Below are 18,065 nucleotides of genomic sequence, written 5' to 3' on the forward strand. Positions count from 1 at the left end.
GCCGCCATAGTAAAAAGCCTGATAAATAAGGATTCTAGTTTTTAACTAGTAGTCCCTGTTTATCAGGCTTTTTCAGTTTCAAGAAATATTTGGTTTATTTCACATAATAGCGCCAACCGCCAGTGGATGAAATATCTTCTGCTGATTCTGAAGCAGCGCCTTCACAGACAAAGCCCTGAGCAACTGTTCCATCATCCAGCTCGATCGTTCCGACTCCAAGTGGTGAAGGGATAAGTGATGTAAAGTAGCCGAACTGGGAAAGGGGCATTTCCCATAGTTCCAGTTCAATAGAAGCAGCCGGTTCACTGGTTCGCGTTAAACCAGGCTTAGGCGGTTGGGAATCCAACTTCACCATTTTGTATTTAGGTGCAGTTTTGGCTTCTCGAATAAAGACAGCTTCATGCTCAATCATTTGTTTTTCAAGCGGGAAACCACGCATGTGTAATCCGCATACAGCTACTAATGTAGTATTCTTTTTTTCTGGAGAGGAACGGCGATGTAAAAATAAATCGGCCAAACCAGTAATCAAATGCTCATCCTTATTTCCGGAAAACAGCGTAATGCCGAATGGGAGATTTTCTGCAGCATCTTCAGCTGGGATATTGACTGCGCAAAGATCCAGCAGATTACAATGATTTGTATAAAGTCCCATGTCGCTGTTTGTTTGGATCGGGTTTTCTCGCACATCATCCCGTGTCCATGTCCCCCCTGAGGTCGGCATGATAAGAACGCAATTTTTCAACTGGTTATGCGCTTTTTGTTTGAATGCCTGCAGCTTATGCATCGCTTTAAAGACAGAAGCGGCGGTATATTCGGGTTTAGCACCGGAGCGCAGCACCTTTTCTGTAACAGGAAAAGCGGTATGTTCATTTTCTGTAATAAACGGACCTAAATCTGCCCAACGCTCTGCAACCCAGGGACCATCATAAAGAACAGCTGCTGCTTCAGATAGATAGTCACCGTTGATATATTCGATTGGAATATTAAGCATTTTGATGCGTTCGACTGTTGCTTCCCAAGCCTGCTTGTATTCTGCAGAAAATGGACCGAAGAAAACAGGTGGTTCACGTAACAAACAGACCTTTTGGGGTAATGCATTTGGATGGTGCTTTATCGCTTTCGACCAAGGATCTGACTCATCAAGTCCGCGAGCCACGCTGTCAACAAGCTGTGCGTCTGATAAGTAGTTGGCAAATACGGTTACACAATCCAAGCTTGCACAAGCAGGTACGACACCCTTAATCGGCCAAGCACCGAGACTTGGCTTATAACCAATCAGGCGATTTAGTCCAGCTGGTACTCGTCCAGATCCTGCTGTATCGGTTCCAAGTGAAAAAACGGTGATCCCTCGGGCAACGGACACAGCAGAGCCTGAACTTGAACCGCCGCTTATCAACTCAGGATTAAGGGCATTTTTAACTTCCCCATAGGGACTTCTTGTGCCGACAAGTCCCGTCGCAAACTGATCTAAATTAGTTTTGCCGACCGGTATCGCACCCGCTTCGATGAGGCGTTCAACAACGGTTGCGTGTACAGTTGGCGTGTAGGCAAATTCAGCGCAACCCGCTGTGGTTTCCGTACCTGCAAGGTCAATATTGTCTTTGAGTGCAAAAGGAATACCCCAAAGTGGTTTTTCCTCTGGGTTAAATGTCTTCAATCTATCTAAATACGGCTGGATAAGTTCCATGGTCGGAGGGGTTATCCAAATGTTGAAGTCCTTATCCTCTTCAGCACGGGCAACAATATCTTGAAAAAGCGCTTCAGGCGTAAGTTCATTTGTTTTATATTTATCCCTTAGTTCATTAATTGACAGTGTTTGCGACAAGTTTTGCGTTTTCATCGGATACACCTCGCTTTTCTTTAGTAATAGAAACAATCAACTGCCCAGGCTGGACCGTATCTCCAGGTATTACGTGAACAGATTCAATGAAGCCATCAAATGGTGCCAACTGCGGAAATTCCATTTTCATGCTTTCTTCAATAATCAATGTATCGCCTTTTTCAACTTCATCGCCTGGTGAGACGAGGACTTTCCATACACTCCCCGGCATCGAACAGCGAAAGGCTTCAGCTCCTTCAGGCAACACTTCTTCAGATGTTTCCGATACTTCCTGTTCAGAAACATATTCTGCAAGGCCAAGCTCTCTCCAACTTTCCCGTTCAGCATTGAATGCCGCTTGCTGTGTGGTACGGAAAGCATCAGTCGTTTCTTCTATTGATTGAAGAAACTCTAAATACTCACCAAGGTTAAAGGTAGTTTCTGTAATATCGACTTCGAAGCGGCCGCGCGAAAAATCTTCACGCATAACAAGCAGTTCTTCTGCGCTGACTGGATAAAATTGAATTTGATCGAAAAAGCGAAGCAACCAAGGTTTTCCATCATGGAAGCTTTTAGTTTCACGCAGACGATTCCATACTTGAACAGTACGACCGACAAATTGGTAACCGCCGGGACCTTCCATACCATACACACACATATACGCGCCGCCGATACCTACAGCATTTTCTGGAGTCCATGTGCGTGCTGGGTTGTATTTTGTTGTCACTAAACGATGGCGTGGATCAGTTGGTGTAGCAACAGGAGCCCCAAGATAGACATCTCCAAGACCAAGTACAAGATAATTCGCTTCAAAAACAGTTCGTTTCACATCTTCAATGTCATCAAGTCCATTTACGCGTCTGATAAAGTCCAAATTACTCGGACACCAAGGAGCATCTGGACGGACATTTTGTTGATAACGGTCGATGGCCAATTGGGTGGCAGGATCGTCCCAAGAAAGGGGGAGACGTACGACACGCGACGGCACTTCAATTTCTTCAAGTGAAGGCAGCTCTTTATCTATCGATTTAATGATGGAACAAAGAGATAAAATAGGCATTTTGGATGAATCAATATGAACCTGCAGGGAACGGATGCCCGGAGTTAAATCCAGCAATGGGATATCCTCGCGCGCCTCAATTGCTTCCATCAATATATGAACTTGGAAACGAAGTAAAAGATCCAACTCCATTTCGCCGTATTCGATGAGTATATGCTCATCCCCAGCAGCACGGATTGTCATAGGGAAGCGGCTTTCTGTTTGTTGAACGAGAATAGGATAGCTGGATGATAACTGGGAAGCTTCTGCCGACAAAGAGGGCAGAGCCATCGTTTCATGATCTTTAGTTTCGATCGATTTCAGGTGCAGCTCTTGTTCATCCCGTAATTTCTCTGCTTCTTCCAATGTTACAAGCTGGAAGCGGATGCGGTCACCGGCATGAAGCTGCCCAATCTTCCAAAATTCAGCAGAAGCTGTTGTGACCGGGCAAACAAAACCTCCGAGACTAGGTCCGTCTGGTCCAAGTAAAATGGGCATATCTCCGGTTAAATCCAGTGTGCCGATTGCATAGGCGTTATCGTGGATATTGGATGGGTGCAATCCTGCTTCACCACCATCTTCGCGAGCCCACAGTGGTGCCGGGCCTGATAAGCGAACGCCGGTCCGAGAGCTGTTAAAATGCACTTCCCAACTTGTAGAGGTAAGTTGCTTCATATACTCAGGCAATAAATACTCCACTGTAGAATGTGGACCCGGGATAACGCCGATTGTCCATTCTTTCGTTAAGATCGGCTGATGGCTAGTTTCTAGTTTTGAAGAAAAAGTTTTGGTATATGGGTTTACCCGGATAACATCGCCAGTTCGGAGTGCGCGTCCACCGTGTCCGCCAAACCCGCCCAGCGTAAAGGTAGAAGCGCTGCCAAGATAAAGCGGTACATCAAATCCATTTGAGACGAGCAAATAGGTGCGCATCCCTTTTTCTAATTCACCAAATGTAAGCACTTGACCACGCTTAACATGCACTACTGTGTACATCGGTACTGCCTTGTCATCAAGAGTGGCATTCATATCTGCACCTGTCAGGCAAAAAGCGGTATCTCCACGGAAACGGTATGAGCCGCCGTGAAGTGTCAATTCGAGGCCTGCCGCTTGATCATCGTTGCCTAATAGCTTGTTGCCGATACGGAAGGAGAAGGGATCCATTGGTCCGCAAGGCGGCACACCGACATTCCAATGCCCAACGCGGCCGGGCCAGTCTTGCACAGTCGTTTGAATACCACCATCAAGAACTTCAATTGCACTTTCAGCTGGTGCAAATTCTTTTAGCATCTGTGTATGTACATTGCCTGAGCGGCAGTTTTCTTCCTGCAAAAATGCTTCTATATATTGTAAGTTTGTTGTGACCCCGTATAAACGTGTATCTTTAAGTGCATTGCTTAATTGATTAATAGCTTCGTCACGGGAATCTGCATGAACAATGATTTTCGCAAGCATTGGATCGTATAGCGGAGTGATTGTCAGGCCATCACGTATCCATGTCTCGATTCGGGCATGCTCAGAGAAGCGAACCTGATCGAGCTGTCCACCGCTAGGACGGAAATCATTTAAGCAATCTTCTGCATAAATACGTGCTTGGATACTATGGCCTTTTGGTGTGGAGTATAGCGTATCGAGTGAACGCAATTCGTTAGCCGCCTCTTTGACCATCCACTCAACCAAATCAATGTCCAGCACTTCTTCAGTGACACCGTGCTCCACCTGAAGTCGTGTGTTTACTTCAAGAAAGTAAAAAAGCTCTGTATCCGGATCGTATAAAAATTCGACTGTACCAGCGCTATGGTAGCCGACTTCCTCAGCTAAGCGCTTTGCTGCCGTGTGCATCGCTTCACGGACAGAAGACGAAAGACAGGGAGCCGGGCTTTCTTCGACAACTTTTTGGTTGCGACGTTGAATGGAACAATCGCGCTCACCCAATGCCACTACTTCACCAAACTGGTTGCCGAAAATTTGAACCTCCACATGACGTGCTTTCTGAATATACTTTTCTAAAAACACCCCGCCATTATTAAAGTTGGTTGCTGCCAGGTGACAAACAGAATCGAATGCCTCACGCAGCGAACGTTCATCCATGCATACACGCATTCCGATACCACCGCCGCCAGCTGTACTTTTTAACATAACCGGATAGCCGATTTGTTCTGCTTCAAACAAGGCGATATTTAATTCAGTGATCAGTGGAGTCCCAGGTAAAAGCGGGACATTTGCATTTTCCGCGATTTCACGTGCCGAATGTTTTAACCCGAATAATTCCATCTGTTCCGGTGTTGGACCGATAAAGACAATCCCGTGTTCAGTACAGGCGCGGGCAAAATCCGCATTTTCACTTAAAAATCCGTAGCCAGGGTGGATTGCTTCTGCTCCAGTTTCAAGAGCGGTCTTTAAAATGAGTTCTGCATTTAAATAACTGTCTTTTGCTGCTCCCTCACCAATTAAAATGGCTTCATCCGCGAGGTCAACATGCAGGCTATCCTGATCTGCTTTTGTATAAACAGCGACTGATTTGATGTTCATCTCACGTAATGTACGTTCAATTCGAACTGCGATGGCACCACGGTTGGCAATTAATATTTTTTTGAACATGACAATCACTCCTTTTTTCTGTTAGTTATCCCAAATCAATAGCTGAATAGGCGTTGGATTATAAGCGTTGCACGGGTTATTTAACTGCGGGCAATTACTGATTAAGACGAGTGTTCGATTGACAGCCTGCATTTCTACGTAATAGCCAGGTGCTGAAACGCCGTCTTCAAAAGTCAGTCCTCCGTCTGGTGTGACAGGGACGTTCATAAAGAAATTCACATTAGGTGCAAGATCCCGTTTCGTGAAGCTACTGTCGAATTTAGATAATTGAAGCATGAACGTGTCTCTGCAATTGTGCATCGGCAATGTCTCGTGTGCGTAACGAACGGTGTTGCTTTGGGCGGAGCATGCGCCGCCAAGTGTATCGTGTCGTCCGCATGTATCAGCAACGATTTTGACTAATTCTTTTCCCGATTCAGCTACCAGCATGGATCCTGTTGACAAGTAGACGTTTCCTTGACGTTGAATCGTATTCACTGCACTGTAATGGTCAGCCGTGTTATCGGCATCGTAAAAAAGTGTGTCGGCAGCCTGATTTCCTTCTAAATCAACAATGCGAAGGACTTGGCCAGGCTCCAAAGTGTATGTCCAGCCTGCTCCTGCCAGAACAGTTTCAGTCTGAATTGCGTCCTCTGTTTTTCGTTCGCTTACAGCATGAGTTAAAACAGTCATTATAAAGTTCCTCCTTTAGTGAGAAGCATATCGTCCCATGTGTTTTCAAAAGCGCGTCGGTTTTCCGGACGGTTATTCAAGCAACTATCATCTTCTTGTATGGGTTTGGCATCTGTGATGGCGAGTTCAAATGGAGCTGTTGGATACGTGCTGCTTGTATCAAAAGGATTCGGCGTATTGGATAAAATCAAAACGACATCCATTTCCGTTCTAAGTGTCACGGTGTCTCCTTTTTTAGCGTGTCCCGGAACAAAATGCATATTGCCTTTTTCATCGCAGTACACTTTTGAAAATAAATTAACGGCAGGCACCAAATCACGAGTGGTTAAGCCGTTTCTGAATAACTCAATAGCGAAATTTTCCTCGCCGCTGCGGTACCAGTCGTTTCGTTGTTTCTGGTAGTTCGTCAGCCCGTACTTTTCGTCAATCATCTTTTTGGTAGCATAACTTGAAATTGTATCGTGCCAGCCGAGAGAGTCTTCGATAATACTGGCGAGCACTCGGCCGTTGTCGCTCATCAAGATATGTCCTTTCGTTAAATGAGAAGTATGCTGAGCTTTTAGCGTATCCGGCATGTTATAGCGCTCTGTTAAGTCAGTGGCGTTATACAAAAGCAGTGAAATGTTGACCCCGTCTTCCAATGCGGTAAAAGTTAATTGTTTGCCTTTACTAATGCGGCAGGACCATTTTCCCCCAGCGGGGATGACTTTGGATGAAATAAAAGGTGTAACAGTGTTCATACGATCTCCTCCTTTGAAATAAAAAAGGATAAAAGTCTGAGAGAAGTCTCCCAGGCTTTTATCCTTCCGTGTATACAGCTGAGCTGCACGCTTTCTCTCGGACCAGTCTTTAAAAATTTCTTTTTAAACGGAACCCTAGATAGCTTTTTGTTTCCAACTTATTCTCGTGGAAACCTTTATAGGTGATGTGATGTACTTATTATAATAGTCTGAAAAGACTGAAATCAAGAGTTGTGTCAGATAATCTTACATGGTTTTTTCTAATTGAGTTTCCTTAACCGGGGATAAAGCAGCTTTTTTAGCCCATCCAGTTTTGATCATAAGATAAACAAATCCAATCGCAAGCCAGGTTCCACCGGCTGTTAATGTATGTGTATCCAGTAGTGTGAGAAGCCATCCTATAAAGCTGGCACCGAGAAGAGGGAAGACAAGATATAATATTGTCTCTACCGGTGAGCGTTTTTTTAATTTGATGTAGTAATGTGCGATAACAGAAAGGTTAACGAATGTGAAAGCTGTTAAAGCGCCAAAGCTGACAAACATAACAGCTGTGTTCAAGTTAATAAAAACAGCTGACATGGAAATAACAGCTACAAATAATATGTTAGAAGCGGGTGTTTTATATTTAGGGTGAAGCGTTGTAAATAGTTTTTTCGGCAAAATCGATTCTCTTCCCAGCGCATAAAGAAAGCGGCTGACACTTGTTACCGAAGCAACACCTTGTGTGAAAGTAGCGACGATTAGCACCATAATAAAAACAGAACTCAATAAATTGCCACCCACCATTACCACTAAGCTATAGGCGGCATTATCTGCATTTACAAAGGTGAAATTCGGATAAGCGATTTGTGTTAAATACGATATCGCAATATACATTGTCGCTGCTATTATTACAATTAGAAAAATTGCTTTAGGAATGGTCTTTTTTGGATCAATTGTTTCTTCTGCCATCGTTGTAACAGCATCAAATCCCAAAAAGCAGAAACAGATTAAGGCAGCTCCTGTAAAGACGGCGCCAAGCTGAACGTTATCACCAAGGAATGGAGCCAATGAGAAAAGCGAGCTTGCTTCTGTGTTGCCGGTCAAAATATCCTTAGCAATCAAGACACAAAACAGAACAATAAAACCGACTTGGATACTGACAGAAATACCACTAACTCGCGCCGCTGATTTAATGCCTACAATATTCACTACTGCCAGCACGATGTTCATTATGATGATCCATACAAAAATAGGAACAGCGGGAAACTCCATATTCATAAAAATTCCAAATGTCAGTATTGCAATAATCGGAGAGAAAATATAATCCATGAGCAATGCCCATCCCACGAGAAAGCCGACTTTCGGGTGAATCGCTTTTTTTGTGTATGTATACGCCGAGCCTGCAATCGGATAGGCTTTTACCATGCGGGAATAACTGTAGGCAGTAAAGATAATGGCGATAAAGGCGGTGAGGTAGGCAGCTGCCATCATCCCATCAGCAGCTTCAAACGCTACTCCATATACAGTGAAGAAAATCATCGGTGTCATCCATGCAAGTCCCATAAAAACAACTTGATGAAGCTTAAGTGATTTAACAAGTATCATTTTTTCATCCATTCCATCCACTCCTCTTTAATATTTGATTTAAATAAAAAAGATAAAAGTCAGGGAGAAGTCTCCCAGGCTTTTATCCTTCCGTGTATACAGCTAAGCTGCACGCTCTCTCTCGGACCAGTCTTTAAAAATTTCTTTTTAAACGGAACCCTAGATAGCTTTTTTGTTTTCAACGCAATGTGAAAACCTTTATAGGCGATGTTCAGAAGTCCGATAAAACAGCTCCGAATTTCTGTGCTTCTAAGCATGTCTTGTATGTGATGTCCTTATTATAATTGTCAGAAAAGAATGAAATCAACGAACGTGTTAGATTATCTAACATGGTTTTTTAGTTAAGATAAATTATTCAGCATCTTAGACACACTAAGACAGCCTATTTAAATGTAGAATTATAAAGGGGTAAAGCCTCAAAACTTAGAAATTTAGACTCTGTAAATCGCCATAAAGAAATCTTTATCTAAATGTATAAAAGGGAGAGGTTCGATGAAGAATTTACTGGAATCAAACATTATTACTCAGATTGGTATTATCGTGAAGGATATTGATAAAGAATCCTAAAGAGACAAAAGTATAGGCAGATAGTCAATATTTCCGGGATTATGATCCTGCTTGGATTAACGATATGCTGAAAAGCAGGATGTACAAAAAGGCAGAATGGGATAAGATCCATAATGAAATCTACGGGATGATTGAGGATAAATACTAGCTGAGCTGGTAGTGAGACGGCTCAGCTAGTAATTGGATCTATACGGGAAATCGATCTCTGCATGCACTTCTTGAATAGAGAAATAAATAACTAAGGCGTTGACTTCTCTTTGAGGAGAAATCGACGCCTTGTTAAACGAAGTATGGGGCGAACTTAAATCTACGATGCCACAATCTGATTTTGAAAACCTAAAAACAGAACAAACTGAATGGATCAAAATGAAGAAACAAAATTTTGCTGAAAGACCAAAAGAGCCAGCTTCAGAAAGAGCTACAGGAATGGATTATCTAGCATTCGAAACGAAAGCTAGAACTTATTATTTAATCGAGAATTACTTGGACTAAGCACTGATGGTAACTTTCAACTATATAAAAATGCATGAAAAATGCTCCAGAAATGCGGAGATTTTTCATGCATTTTTTGTTTCATAGAGAATAAGAGTAAACCTTAGTTCATTATCAAATAGAAGCCTCTTCATCCCGAACCTTAAAAACTTCATATTCTACATCATCCAACTTACTCGTCCAGCGCAGCCCTGAAACTTCCGGAAGCAGTGACCGGTAATGGCCCCAGTTTAACACATGGATACCTTGCAGTTCCTTGTCTGGGAAAGAAGCGATGCTTCTAGCATTATAGGCAGGCTTATGTGTGTAAATTAACAGTCGTTCTGCCAAATCAAGATAGGTAGACCAAATTTCGTCATTCAGCGGTTGGGAGCCGTGAAGTCTGCCAATATAGATTTTGTGATTGTTGGAGTCATTGGTGTACAACCAATTTTCCTGAGAAATCCGTTTGCCCAAAGTTTGGTAATCGGCTTTGCCGATATACAGCAAAACATTATTTCCATACACAGGATGCGTCCCGTAAATTTGATAGATCCCGTAGTCGATCTTGTCATTCATCAGCGTCGGCAAGTCCTCTAATTTATAAGAACCTTCCCAGTGAATCTGGATTAGGGTAGAAGCAGTAAGGGCCATAAAGTTTCTCCTTTCAAGGTACCTAGTTTTTGTATTATTCCTTACAAACACACCCACTACAACACAATTGCGGATGTATCTATTTTAGTTTATTCATCTTTAAAATTGTGTGTGAATTGTGCGGCACACAAGAAACAATCGTGAAAAAACCCCTCCTGGAAATCTAAATCTGGAAAGGGTATCACATCAAGAATCTTCTATTGGAATGTGTTCGTTATTGGGTGCTTACTGAAATCCGGTGCTTTCCGTTTTCGGGTCGCCTGTTCATAGGAATAGGCCAGTTCGATCAAGCGCGCTTCGCTGAACGCCCGCGCGCTGAAGGTGACACCAATCGGATGCCCGCTGCTCGTGTAGCCAGCCGGGACGGTGATGGACGGATACCCCGCTTGTGCTGGCATCGCGGCGCCGCGGTTGTTTTGGAATAACAGTGCATCCAGTTGGTGTTCACGCATGATGAGATCCAGTCCTTGTAGAGTGGAGCAGCGCAAATCGGTTTGGCGGTGTTCCACGTACGTCGGGTCAGTCGGATCATCGCTTAAGGATTGCGATTTTTCCAGTTCCGCTTGGCCGAATTTCATGCGGCGCTCTGGATCTTGTTTGTTGAACGCGATGACATCCGCAAGGGATTTGACCGGCACCTCTCCAGGCATGGTGCTGAGATAATCGTTGACGCCCCGCTTGAATTCATACCACATCACGTCTGATTCGAAGGACTGCTGGGGAATCGTCACTTCTTCGACGGTGGCGCCGAGCGATTTCAATTGTTCGATCGCCTCATCCATGATGGCGCGTTCTTCCGGTTCTTCATTGTTGAGGAATGAAAGATCGACACCGATGCGGGCGCCTTTCAAGCCGTCCGATTTTAAATGCGGTGTGTAATCGGTCAATGACTGACCTGCGCTTTTTTGTGTGGCCGGGTCCTGTTCGTCGACGCCGGTCAAAGCACCGAGCAGGATCGCGGCATCCGCCACGGTGCGTGCCATCGGTCCTGCGGTGTCCTGGCTTTCGGCAATCGGAATGATGCGCGAGCGGCTGACGAGCCCGACTGTCGGTTTGATGCCGACGATGGAGTTGGCGCTGGCCGGGCTCAAAATGGATCCCGAAGTTTCGGTGCCGATGCCGACCACGGCGAAATTCGACGCGATGGCGGCGCCTGTTCCGGAACTGGAGCCGCCGACATCTTCTGCTTTGAAGATGCCGACGCCGTATGGGTTCAGAACCTGGCCGCCGAGTGAGCTATAGCCGCTCGGGCCATCTTGCGACATGAAATACGCCCATTCGCTCAAGTTCACTTTGCCAAGAATGATGGCGCCGGCACCTCGCAATTGCTTCGCAAGGAAGGCATCTTGTTTCGCGAAATTGTGTTCGAGTGCAATGGCACCGGCCGTTGTCGGCATTGGGTCCGCCGTTTCGATATTGTCTTTGAGTAGTACGGGAATGCCGTAAAGCGGCCCTTGCCCGTCCTGTCCGCGCATCTCATCCAGCTCCGCTGCAATCTTCAGCGCATCGGGATTGATGGTCAGCACAGAATTGATCTTCGGGCCATTGCGGTCAAAGGCTTCGATTCGGTCGAGGTAGGCTTGAACCAATTCCGCGGAAGTGAGTCTGTTTTCCTGAAAAGCCTGTTGAATGTCTTCGATTGTTGCTTCGATCAGTTTGAAAGTGCTTGTCTCCATATGTAGGCTCCTAACTATATTGATGAACTGTCTTTAATTGTACATCAATTCTTAATTTTACATAAAGTGCAGGTTTCAACTGGTAAACTTCACGTATAAAGCAGATAATTTTTTAAGTTTTCATTCGCCGAGATGCTTGCTGGTTTCAGTCGAATTCATCAATTGCTTTGGAAGTGTGCCGCTTACAGGGAAGTGAACGCAAGATTAGATAGCTGGTTTACAAACCCAGGGTGCATTGGTATATTGAGCGTGAATATAGCGTTCGACAAAGACAGATGGAAAAGGGGTTACATAAATGGATGTGAAATTTCCGATCGGGCAATTGCAGGTTCCGGATCAAGTGACGACTAAAGAGATCGACAAGTGGCTCGGGGAGATCAATAGTTACACGACGCGGCTTCGTGATGAGGTTGATTTATTGAGTGATGAGGAGTTGGGCAAGACCTACAGGGAAGACAGTTGGACCGTCCGTCAGCTCGTGCATCATATTGCAGATTCGCAATTGGCTATGTATCAGCGCCTGAAACTGGCTTTGACGGAATACAATCCGACCGTGCCTGGGTTCGACGAGGAAAAATGGGCACAGCTTCCGGACAACCGACTGCCGGTGGAAAGTTCCATCCGCATACTGGAAGGACTGAACGAACGGATCGTTGCACTCGGGCAGTATGTGACAGATGCGCAATTGGAACGCGTCTTCATCCACGAAACGGATGGCGAAATCCGCGTCGCCGAAAATCTCGCGAAACTGTCTTGGCACGAAGAGCATCATTTGGCGCATATCAAGATTGCTTTGGGTGCAGAGTTTTAGTGTCCCTGTGTCAGACACAATTCGAGTGCCAGGATTCCTGTGTTATGAGTAATCCGGTGAAGAAATGTCCCTGTGTCACACACAATTTGACGCGCCTGCTAGCAGGTGCGTCTTTTTATTTTTGCCTTTCTACAAATAATTGTGTAGCGCACAGGGACAAGCTGCAGTTCTCTGCACACGGAATCCTCTGCTACGCCTAGCTTATCGGCAAATCTAGCCGTTTGGAATTGTGCGGTGCACAGGGACCAAATGCAGCTTAGAGAACAATCAGGTACTATAGAATAAAAGAGACTGAAGCCAGAGAGGGATGAGCATATGCCACTGGAAATCGTGCGAAACGACATCACAAAAATGAAAACCGATGCCATCGTTAATGCCGCTAACTCACACCTGAAAATGGGCGGCGGTGTCTGCGGCGCGATATTCAATGCAGCGGGTTCTCGAGAGTTGCAAGAGGCATGCGACCGGATCGGTTATTGCGCGGTCGGTGAAGCGGTATCTACGGAGGCGTTTGCGCTCGATGCCGATTTCATCATTCATACGGTCGGTCCTGTTTGGCGAGGCGGGTCAGTTAATGAAGAAGCGCTGCTGCGAAGTTGTTACCGCAACTCGCTTGAACTTGCCGCTCGTCTCGGCTGTGAGTCGATTGCATTCCCGCTCATCTCCACCGGGATTTTCGGCTATCCGAAAGAACCGGCGTTGCGGATTGCCATGTCGGAGATCGAAGCTTTTCTGATGGAGCATGAAATGCAGGTCTATGTGGTCGTCTTCGACAGGCAGTCTTTTGGCATCAGTGAAACACTTTACGAATCGATTGCCGCTTTCATTGATGAACATGAAGTAACGGAACTGGAGAAAAGGGATAGCCGGTACCGTAGGAAAAGAGATTCAAAAATCCTCATGGACGTCCAAGAAGAGGAAATAACCTTAGAATCTTCCATGGAAATCAGTCTGGAGGATGTCCTTCGAGACGTGGACGAATCCTTTTCAGAGCGGCTGCTTCGATTCATTGACGACAAAGGCATGACGGACGCAGAAACGTATAAAAAAGCGAATATCGACAAAAAGCTGTTTTCCAAAATCAAGAATTCTCCGGGATACACACCTAAGAAAAAGACCATTGTCGCGTTTGCCGTGGCTCTTGAATTGGATCTTCACGAAACTGAAGAATTGCTTGGCACAGCGGGGTACACATTATCACGCAGCCATAAATTTGATTTGATAATCCTCTATTTCATTGAACGGAAAAAATACAATATCTTTGAAATCAACGAGGCTTTGTTCGCATTTGACGAAGCGCTGCTCGGCTCTTAAAAGGTCGCTTCTAAAGCGACCTTTTTCACGTTGGAAAATCGTATCCTTGGGTTAGAAAGAAAACTTGAGGAGGAAACCGATATGAAAACGCAAACGACGGAATTGGTGTTTATTCTCGACAAAAGCGGTTCGATGGCAGGTCTGGAGAAGGATACGATCGGCGGCTTTAACGCCTTGATCGACAAGCAGCGCAAGCTTCCCGGCGATGTCCGCGTCACGACGGTGCTGTTCAATCAGGGATATGAACTGCTGCATGACCGGATCTCGCTGGAAGGCATTTCCCCGATGACGGAGACGGATTACGAAGTGGGCGGCATGACGGCCTTGCTCGATGCGGTCGGCTCGACCATCCAGAAAATCAGCAACGTCCAAAAAAGCACAATGCCAGACCAGCAAGCGGACAAAGTGATGTTCGTCATCACGACGGACGGCCTGGAAAACTCCAGCTGTGAATACAACTACAAAAAGATCCACGAAATGATTGCCGCGAAGAAAAAAGCAGCGAGCTGGGAATTCATCTTCCTCGGCGCTAACATCGATGCCGTGGCTACTGCACGGAAGTTTGGTGTGGAGGAGGAATTCGCGGTCGACTATCATGCGGATGCGGAAGGGACGGAGCTTAATTATCAAGTGTTGAGTGAAGCGGTTAGTTCTTTTCGGACGGGGAAAAAGATTGACCGGGAGTGGAAGAAGGAGATTGAGGAAGATTATAATTCCCGTGGGAAGAAATAAAGGTCCTTCTTTTCTTTTTTGGGAGGAAATGAGGAGCTAGTAATCTGAAGGCAACAGTAAGGGAGGGAGGGAGTGACTGATATGTCATTGATTCAATCTTTACTGTACACATCGTCGCTTCAAGAAAATCAACATACCTCGGAGCGAACTACTAAAAAGAAAATCCAGAATCGCATAGCGCTCCCGGATTTTCTTTGTGAAAAAGCTCATTTTCGCCTCAAATGCCGGGAATGTCGATTCGGCCGCGCAGTGTATTTGGAGAAAAACGGATGGACATTTCGTGCCATTTCTTAAGGAATCATTTCCAAAAGATACGATATTCTTCTATCTTGTTTTCCAACCCCTGAGCCAGCCGCTCAATGACAAACAGCAACAGTGCCAGACTCCCAATCAGCACAATAAAGTTTGGCACGCTTTTCGTATACAGATCGCTTATACTCGTCACCATCAGCCATTGTGGAAAAGTCGGATTGATGAAGCTTTGGTAAACGGCGACAAGGTTGTTGGCGATGTGTAGCAAAATCGGCACGAGCAAATTGCCTGTCTTCAAATACAGGAGCGACGCCACCACCGCGAACAGGAATGCGCCGAAAAAGTTGATGTGGAATATGGCGAAAAGCAAACTCGACAAGCCGAGCCCATTCCAGAAGCCAAATGCCGCCATCAGCCGATTCAGGATCAGTCCGCGGAACACGAACTCTTCCGCAATCGGCGCGATGATCGCTAAAATGAAGCCGGTCGCGACCAAATACCATAACGCTTTGGGGAGCGGCTGTGGCGTGAGGGCAAAATTGACCACAGTGGGAGTGATGGGCATGATCGCCCGCAACGTCATCCAATATAAGCTCATGGACAATGCCAACATGAGCACGGTGAGCCCGAAGATCGGCAGCAGCCAGCGTGCGGTGCCGCGAAAGAATACGACCTGTCGAAGTTTCACGCCGCGTTTTTTAAAATGATAGCTGAATAGCAACACTGGCAGGGCTACGTAGAAAACTAACTGCATCGCGACACTGATGATAAGCACATTTTCTGTGGCCAGCAGCGGAATGAAAATCGCCAAGATGAACGCGCTCAACATCCAGCCGAGGACAAACCGTGACCTCATTTTCTCGGACATCCTCATCACAGCCTTTCGTTTTTGACTGCTCCCGGAGAGCCGGGCATCTAATCTCTACAATAAATTAAATAAGCATTACAAAGTCGGAGTATTGATAATGTTTTGACTTTATAATATCATGACTTTTAATTTTATCATTCCTAGCGAGAAGACCCCTATCTCAACGCCTTGCGTAGGTGGGCGATGAATCGCTTTTTTTGTTTTTTTTTCACGGTTGAAGGAACATACGTTCTTACTTTAGTGCTGCTAAGGAGGTGGCCTATCGTGATGGTCCACAAAGCCTACAAGTTTCGACTCTATCCCAACCAAAAACAGCATGTGCTCATCGCCAAGACCATCGGCTTTGGATTTTAAGCGTATTCGAATATCATTCATTGGTGGTTCATGAAAATCATTCCCATCCTCGCAAATATCATCACCTTTTTTTAAGTACCCGCCTTACTCGCGTCCCTACTATATTAAATAGTTAGACGGAAACACAAACAAAGAACCAGCCATCGGTGAAATACCGACAACTGGCTCTTAAACAGGTGTTTGCTTATTGTCTCGAAAGGGATGCTCCGTGCCGTCTTGTTGGCATCTTGCATTGACGGTGGTTGAATCTGGTATTAATACACGCTGCTAAGCTTTTGAAGTAGTAGATTCACCAATAAAGTTCAAAGCTTCTTTTAAATATTTTCGGAACACTTCATGATTTTCACTCATTGGAAAATGTCCGATGTCGGCCATCTCAATAAATTTCGCATTTTTTATTTGATCGGCTGTACGTCTTCCATCTTCAGGGGGGGTCAAGTAGTCGTAACTTCCTGTCATCATGACTACTTTGATTTTATCCCCTTGGATTTGGTCAAGTTTTCCGCGCAAGTCATGATCGACAGAATAGAAGTAAAGGTCTCCTTTGAATGCTTCGGATCCTTGTGTGTAGTAGAACCATGTGGCCCAGCGATGTTTGTCCGGCGATTGGGGAGCCATTAAATCCCACACACCGCTTGCGCAAACTTGTGCGGCGTTTGCGTGTGGATGATGCCACCAGTCCAGATAAAACCCAGGTGCATAATCAGCAGCTTCTACAGGAATGACCGCTTCAAAACGATCCGGGTAGTGAAGTGCCAGTTGCAGAGCAGCATTTCCTCCAAAAGATGATCCCATAAAAATAGGTTTTTCCAATTCAAGCGCATCGCAAAAAGCCACGACAAATTTTGTAAAGAAGTCCACAGTTAGTTTATATTCTTCCTTCCACCATTCGGTATTCAGCGGAGGATCTGATTTCCCGTGACGTGGAAGATCATAGGCAATGATTCGATAATTCTGTGTGAATTCTTCATCTTCCAGAAGTCCGGTCCATTGATGATTGTGGCATCCTGCTGTGTGTTGGCAAACGATTGGTTGTCCTGTACCGTTCTCTAAGTAAAAGACTCTGTATTCTTCTCCTTCAACATCAAATGTTACATAACGCCCCGTTACCGGTGAAATTTTAGAATTAGCCACTATAATTTCCTCCTCTTAGTTTAGTTTAAACCGGTGACCCAACAACTCGAAGCAGCTCTAACTGCGTTGTGATGCAGCGGAGGTTTTGCATTAAAACAATTAAGTCTCCTTCAAGCTTCATATCGCGTTGGAAGCTGGCTGCCCAAATCCCGTGATACATCGGAGGGGGTGTAGGCATTGAAAATTTCTGCCATGTATCTGCACTGGCGCGAATGGCAAATTGGTACGAGTCAAGAGGGCCGGGGTCCACAGTGATTTTTTCAACTTTCCCGGCATGCATTTGAATCAGAACTTTTTTGGTTTCCATATCCAACAAATACGTACAAGTGAAAAACTTGCCATGCGCAGTTAATTCTTCGTTTGTGTCGTTTGCTTCTTGAAAACTCGAAACCCATTGTTGTTCTTTAGCTACTGCCATAAGGTATTGCCTCCTTGTGTTTTTTTAGTAGCGCCTCTTTTTCCGATTCCACAGCCAGTAACGTCGTCATTTCTTAGGGTGGTCGAAGAATAAGAATCTTATTGAACCTCCTTCAGACAACACGTTTTAATAAAATCTGAATAATCAGTTTTTATTATAGCATACGCTTACAAAACTAGGAGTGTAAATTAATTGGCAGTACGCTCAAGTACGTAAGATGAGCTATGTGTTCAAAAGCAAACTGGAAATGATAAGTTGTTTTAAAAAGTGAAACTTGATATAAAACGAGCAAATAGCCGAATGAGAGAGATCTAATAAGACCTCTCTCATTCGGCTATTTAATCTTTTTTACTAAT

15 protein-coding genes and 2 riboswitches are annotated in these 18,065 nt (G+C 45.0%); of the genes, 5 read left to right on the forward strand and 10 right to left on the reverse strand.

Annotated elements, in window-relative coordinates; all coding sequences use genetic code 11:
* Positions 1-94: 94 nt before the first annotated feature.
* The 5 genes from atzF to J7E21_RS09405 form a co-directional block, all read right to left on the reverse strand.
* Positions 95-1,840: an allophanate hydrolase gene (gene atzF / locus J7E21_RS09385; RefSeq protein ID WP_215106945.1), complete on the reverse strand. Its 1,746-nt coding sequence runs from the start codon at positions 1,838-1,840 to the stop codon at positions 95-97.
* On the reverse strand, positions 1,803-5,459 hold the full coding sequence (gene uca / locus J7E21_RS09390) for an urea carboxylase (protein WP_215106947.1): 3,657 nt from the start codon (positions 5,457-5,459) through the stop codon (positions 1,803-1,805). The genes atzF and uca overlap by 38 nt, the downstream gene beginning before the upstream one ends.
* A 21-nt stretch (positions 5,460-5,480) precedes the next feature.
* On the reverse strand, positions 5,481-6,131 hold the full coding sequence (locus J7E21_RS09395; protein ID WP_215106949.1) for an urea amidolyase associated protein UAAP2: 651 nt from the start codon (positions 6,129-6,131) through the stop codon (positions 5,481-5,483).
* Positions 6,131-6,871 (reverse strand): urea amidolyase associated protein UAAP1, encoded by a 741-nt coding sequence (locus J7E21_RS09400; RefSeq protein ID WP_215106951.1) that lies wholly within the window; start codon positions 6,869-6,871, stop codon positions 6,131-6,133. The genes J7E21_RS09395 and J7E21_RS09400 overlap by 1 nt, the downstream gene beginning before the upstream one ends.
* 45 nt (positions 6,872-6,916) lie before the next feature.
* A riboswitch (guanidine-I (ykkC/yxkD leader) is annotated at positions 6,917-7,021 on the reverse strand.
* 96 nt (positions 7,022-7,117) lie between these two features.
* Positions 7,118-8,470 carry an APC family permease gene (locus J7E21_RS09405; RefSeq protein WP_215106954.1) on the reverse strand — a complete coding sequence of 451 codons (1,353 nt, stop codon included), beginning with the start codon at positions 8,468-8,470 and terminating at the stop codon, positions 7,118-7,120.
* A 57-nt stretch (positions 8,471-8,527) separates the two neighbouring features.
* Positions 8,528-8,632, reverse strand: a riboswitch (guanidine-I (ykkC/yxkD leader).
* 669 nt (positions 8,633-9,301) lie between these two features.
* Here J7E21_RS09405 and J7E21_RS09410 point away from each other — a divergent pair.
* Positions 9,302-9,517 carry a lysozyme inhibitor LprI family protein gene (locus tag J7E21_RS09410; protein WP_215106956.1) on the forward strand — a complete coding sequence of 72 codons (216 nt, stop codon included), beginning with the start codon at positions 9,302-9,304 and terminating at the stop codon, positions 9,515-9,517.
* 114 nt (positions 9,518-9,631) lie between these two features.
* On the opposite strand, the gene J7E21_RS09415 is transcribed toward J7E21_RS09410, so the two are convergent.
* Both J7E21_RS09415 and J7E21_RS09420 read right to left on the reverse strand, forming a co-directional pair.
* The gene (locus tag J7E21_RS09415; protein ID WP_215106958.1) at positions 9,632-10,150 is read right to left on the reverse strand and encodes a GIY-YIG nuclease family protein; all 519 of its coding nucleotides are present in this window, start codon (positions 10,148-10,150) and stop codon (positions 9,632-9,634) included.
* Positions 10,151-10,347: 197 nt separating this feature from the next.
* Positions 10,348-11,826: an amidase family protein gene (locus J7E21_RS09420; RefSeq protein ID WP_215106960.1), complete on the reverse strand. Its 1,479-nt coding sequence runs from the start codon at positions 11,824-11,826 to the stop codon at positions 10,348-10,350.
* A 295-nt stretch (positions 11,827-12,121) separates the two neighbouring features.
* Between J7E21_RS09420 and J7E21_RS09425 the strand changes: the two genes are divergently transcribed.
* The 3 genes from J7E21_RS09425 (at position 12,122) to J7E21_RS09435 (ending at position 14,683) form a co-directional block, all read left to right on the forward strand.
* Positions 12,122-12,637, forward strand: coding sequence for a YfiT family bacillithiol transferase (locus J7E21_RS09425; RefSeq protein ID WP_215106962.1), 516 nt, complete (start codon positions 12,122-12,124; stop codon positions 12,635-12,637).
* A 315-nt stretch (positions 12,638-12,952) separates the two neighbouring features.
* Complete coding sequence (locus tag J7E21_RS09430) at positions 12,953-13,951, forward strand: macro domain-containing protein (RefSeq protein WP_215106964.1); 999 nt, start codon at positions 12,953-12,955, stop codon at positions 13,949-13,951.
* An 81-nt stretch (positions 13,952-14,032) separates the two neighbouring features.
* Positions 14,033-14,683: a vWA domain-containing protein gene (locus tag J7E21_RS09435; protein WP_215106966.1), complete on the forward strand. Its 651-nt coding sequence runs from the start codon at positions 14,033-14,035 to the stop codon at positions 14,681-14,683.
* Between the two features lie 298 nt (positions 14,684-14,981).
* Here J7E21_RS09435 and J7E21_RS09440 read toward each other — a convergent pair whose 3' ends face one another.
* Positions 14,982-15,791, reverse strand: a complete 810-nt coding sequence (locus J7E21_RS09440) for a CPBP family intramembrane glutamic endopeptidase (RefSeq protein WP_215106968.1) — start codon at positions 15,789-15,791, stop codon at positions 14,982-14,984.
* Positions 15,792-16,070: 279 nt separating this feature from the next.
* Here J7E21_RS09440 and J7E21_RS09445 point away from each other — a divergent pair, with 279 nt between their 5' ends.
* Positions 16,071-16,157 (forward strand): helix-turn-helix domain-containing protein, encoded by an 87-nt coding sequence (locus J7E21_RS09445; protein ID WP_251047934.1) that lies wholly within the window; start codon positions 16,071-16,073, stop codon positions 16,155-16,157.
* A gap of 267 nt (positions 16,158-16,424) precedes the next feature.
* On the opposite strand, the gene J7E21_RS09450 is transcribed toward J7E21_RS09445, so the two are convergent.
* Positions 16,425-17,291, reverse strand: coding sequence for an alpha/beta fold hydrolase (locus tag J7E21_RS09450; RefSeq protein ID WP_215106971.1), 867 nt, complete (start codon positions 17,289-17,291; stop codon positions 16,425-16,427).
* 25 nt (positions 17,292-17,316) lie between these two features.
* The gene (locus J7E21_RS09455) at positions 17,317-17,709 is read right to left on the reverse strand and encodes a hypothetical protein (protein ID WP_215106973.1); all 393 of its coding nucleotides are present in this window, start codon (positions 17,707-17,709) and stop codon (positions 17,317-17,319) included.
* Positions 17,710-18,065 lie beyond the last annotated feature (356 nt).

Source organism: Planococcus sp. ISL-109, assembly GCF_018613655.1.
GTDB lineage: Bacteria > Bacillota > Bacilli > Bacillales_A > Planococcaceae > Planococcus.

Excerpts from the sequence above, each read along its gene's own strand:
- atzF (WP_215106945.1), bottom strand. The coding sequence starts at position 1,840 with ATGAAAACGCAAAACTTGTCGCAAACACTGTCAATTAATGAACTAAGG.
- uca (WP_215106947.1), bottom strand. The coding sequence starts at position 5,459 with ATGTTCAAAAAAATATTAATTGCCAACCGTGGTGCCATCGCAGTTCGA.
- J7E21_RS09395 (WP_215106949.1), bottom strand. The coding sequence starts at position 6,131 with ATGACTGTTTTAACTCATGCTGTAAGCGAACGAAAAACAGAGGACGCA.
- J7E21_RS09400 (WP_215106951.1), bottom strand. The coding sequence starts at position 6,871 with ATGAACACTGTTACACCTTTTATTTCATCCAAAGTCATCCCCGCTGGG.
- J7E21_RS09405 (WP_215106954.1), bottom strand. The coding sequence starts at position 8,470 with ATGGATGAAAAAATGATACTTGTTAAATCACTTAAGCTTCATCAAGTT.
- J7E21_RS09415 (WP_215106958.1), bottom strand. The coding sequence starts at position 10,150 with ATGGCCCTTACTGCTTCTACCCTAATCCAGATTCACTGGGAAGGTTCT.
- J7E21_RS09420 (WP_215106960.1), bottom strand. The coding sequence starts at position 11,826 with ATGGAGACAAGCACTTTCAAACTGATCGAAGCAACAATCGAAGACATT.
- J7E21_RS09425 (WP_215106962.1), top strand. The coding sequence starts at position 12,122 with ATGGATGTGAAATTTCCGATCGGGCAATTGCAGGTTCCGGATCAAGTG.
- J7E21_RS09430 (WP_215106964.1), top strand. The coding sequence starts at position 12,953 with ATGCCACTGGAAATCGTGCGAAACGACATCACAAAAATGAAAACCGAT.
- J7E21_RS09435 (WP_215106966.1), top strand. The coding sequence starts at position 14,033 with ATGAAAACGCAAACGACGGAATTGGTGTTTATTCTCGACAAAAGCGGT.
- J7E21_RS09440 (WP_215106968.1), bottom strand. The coding sequence starts at position 15,791 with ATGAGGTCACGGTTTGTCCTCGGCTGGATGTTGAGCGCGTTCATCTTG.
- J7E21_RS09445 (WP_251047934.1), top strand. The coding sequence starts at position 16,071 with ATGGTCCACAAAGCCTACAAGTTTCGACTCTATCCCAACCAAAAACAG.
- J7E21_RS09455 (WP_215106973.1), bottom strand. The coding sequence starts at position 17,709 with ATGGCAGTAGCTAAAGAACAACAATGGGTTTCGAGTTTTCAAGAAGCA.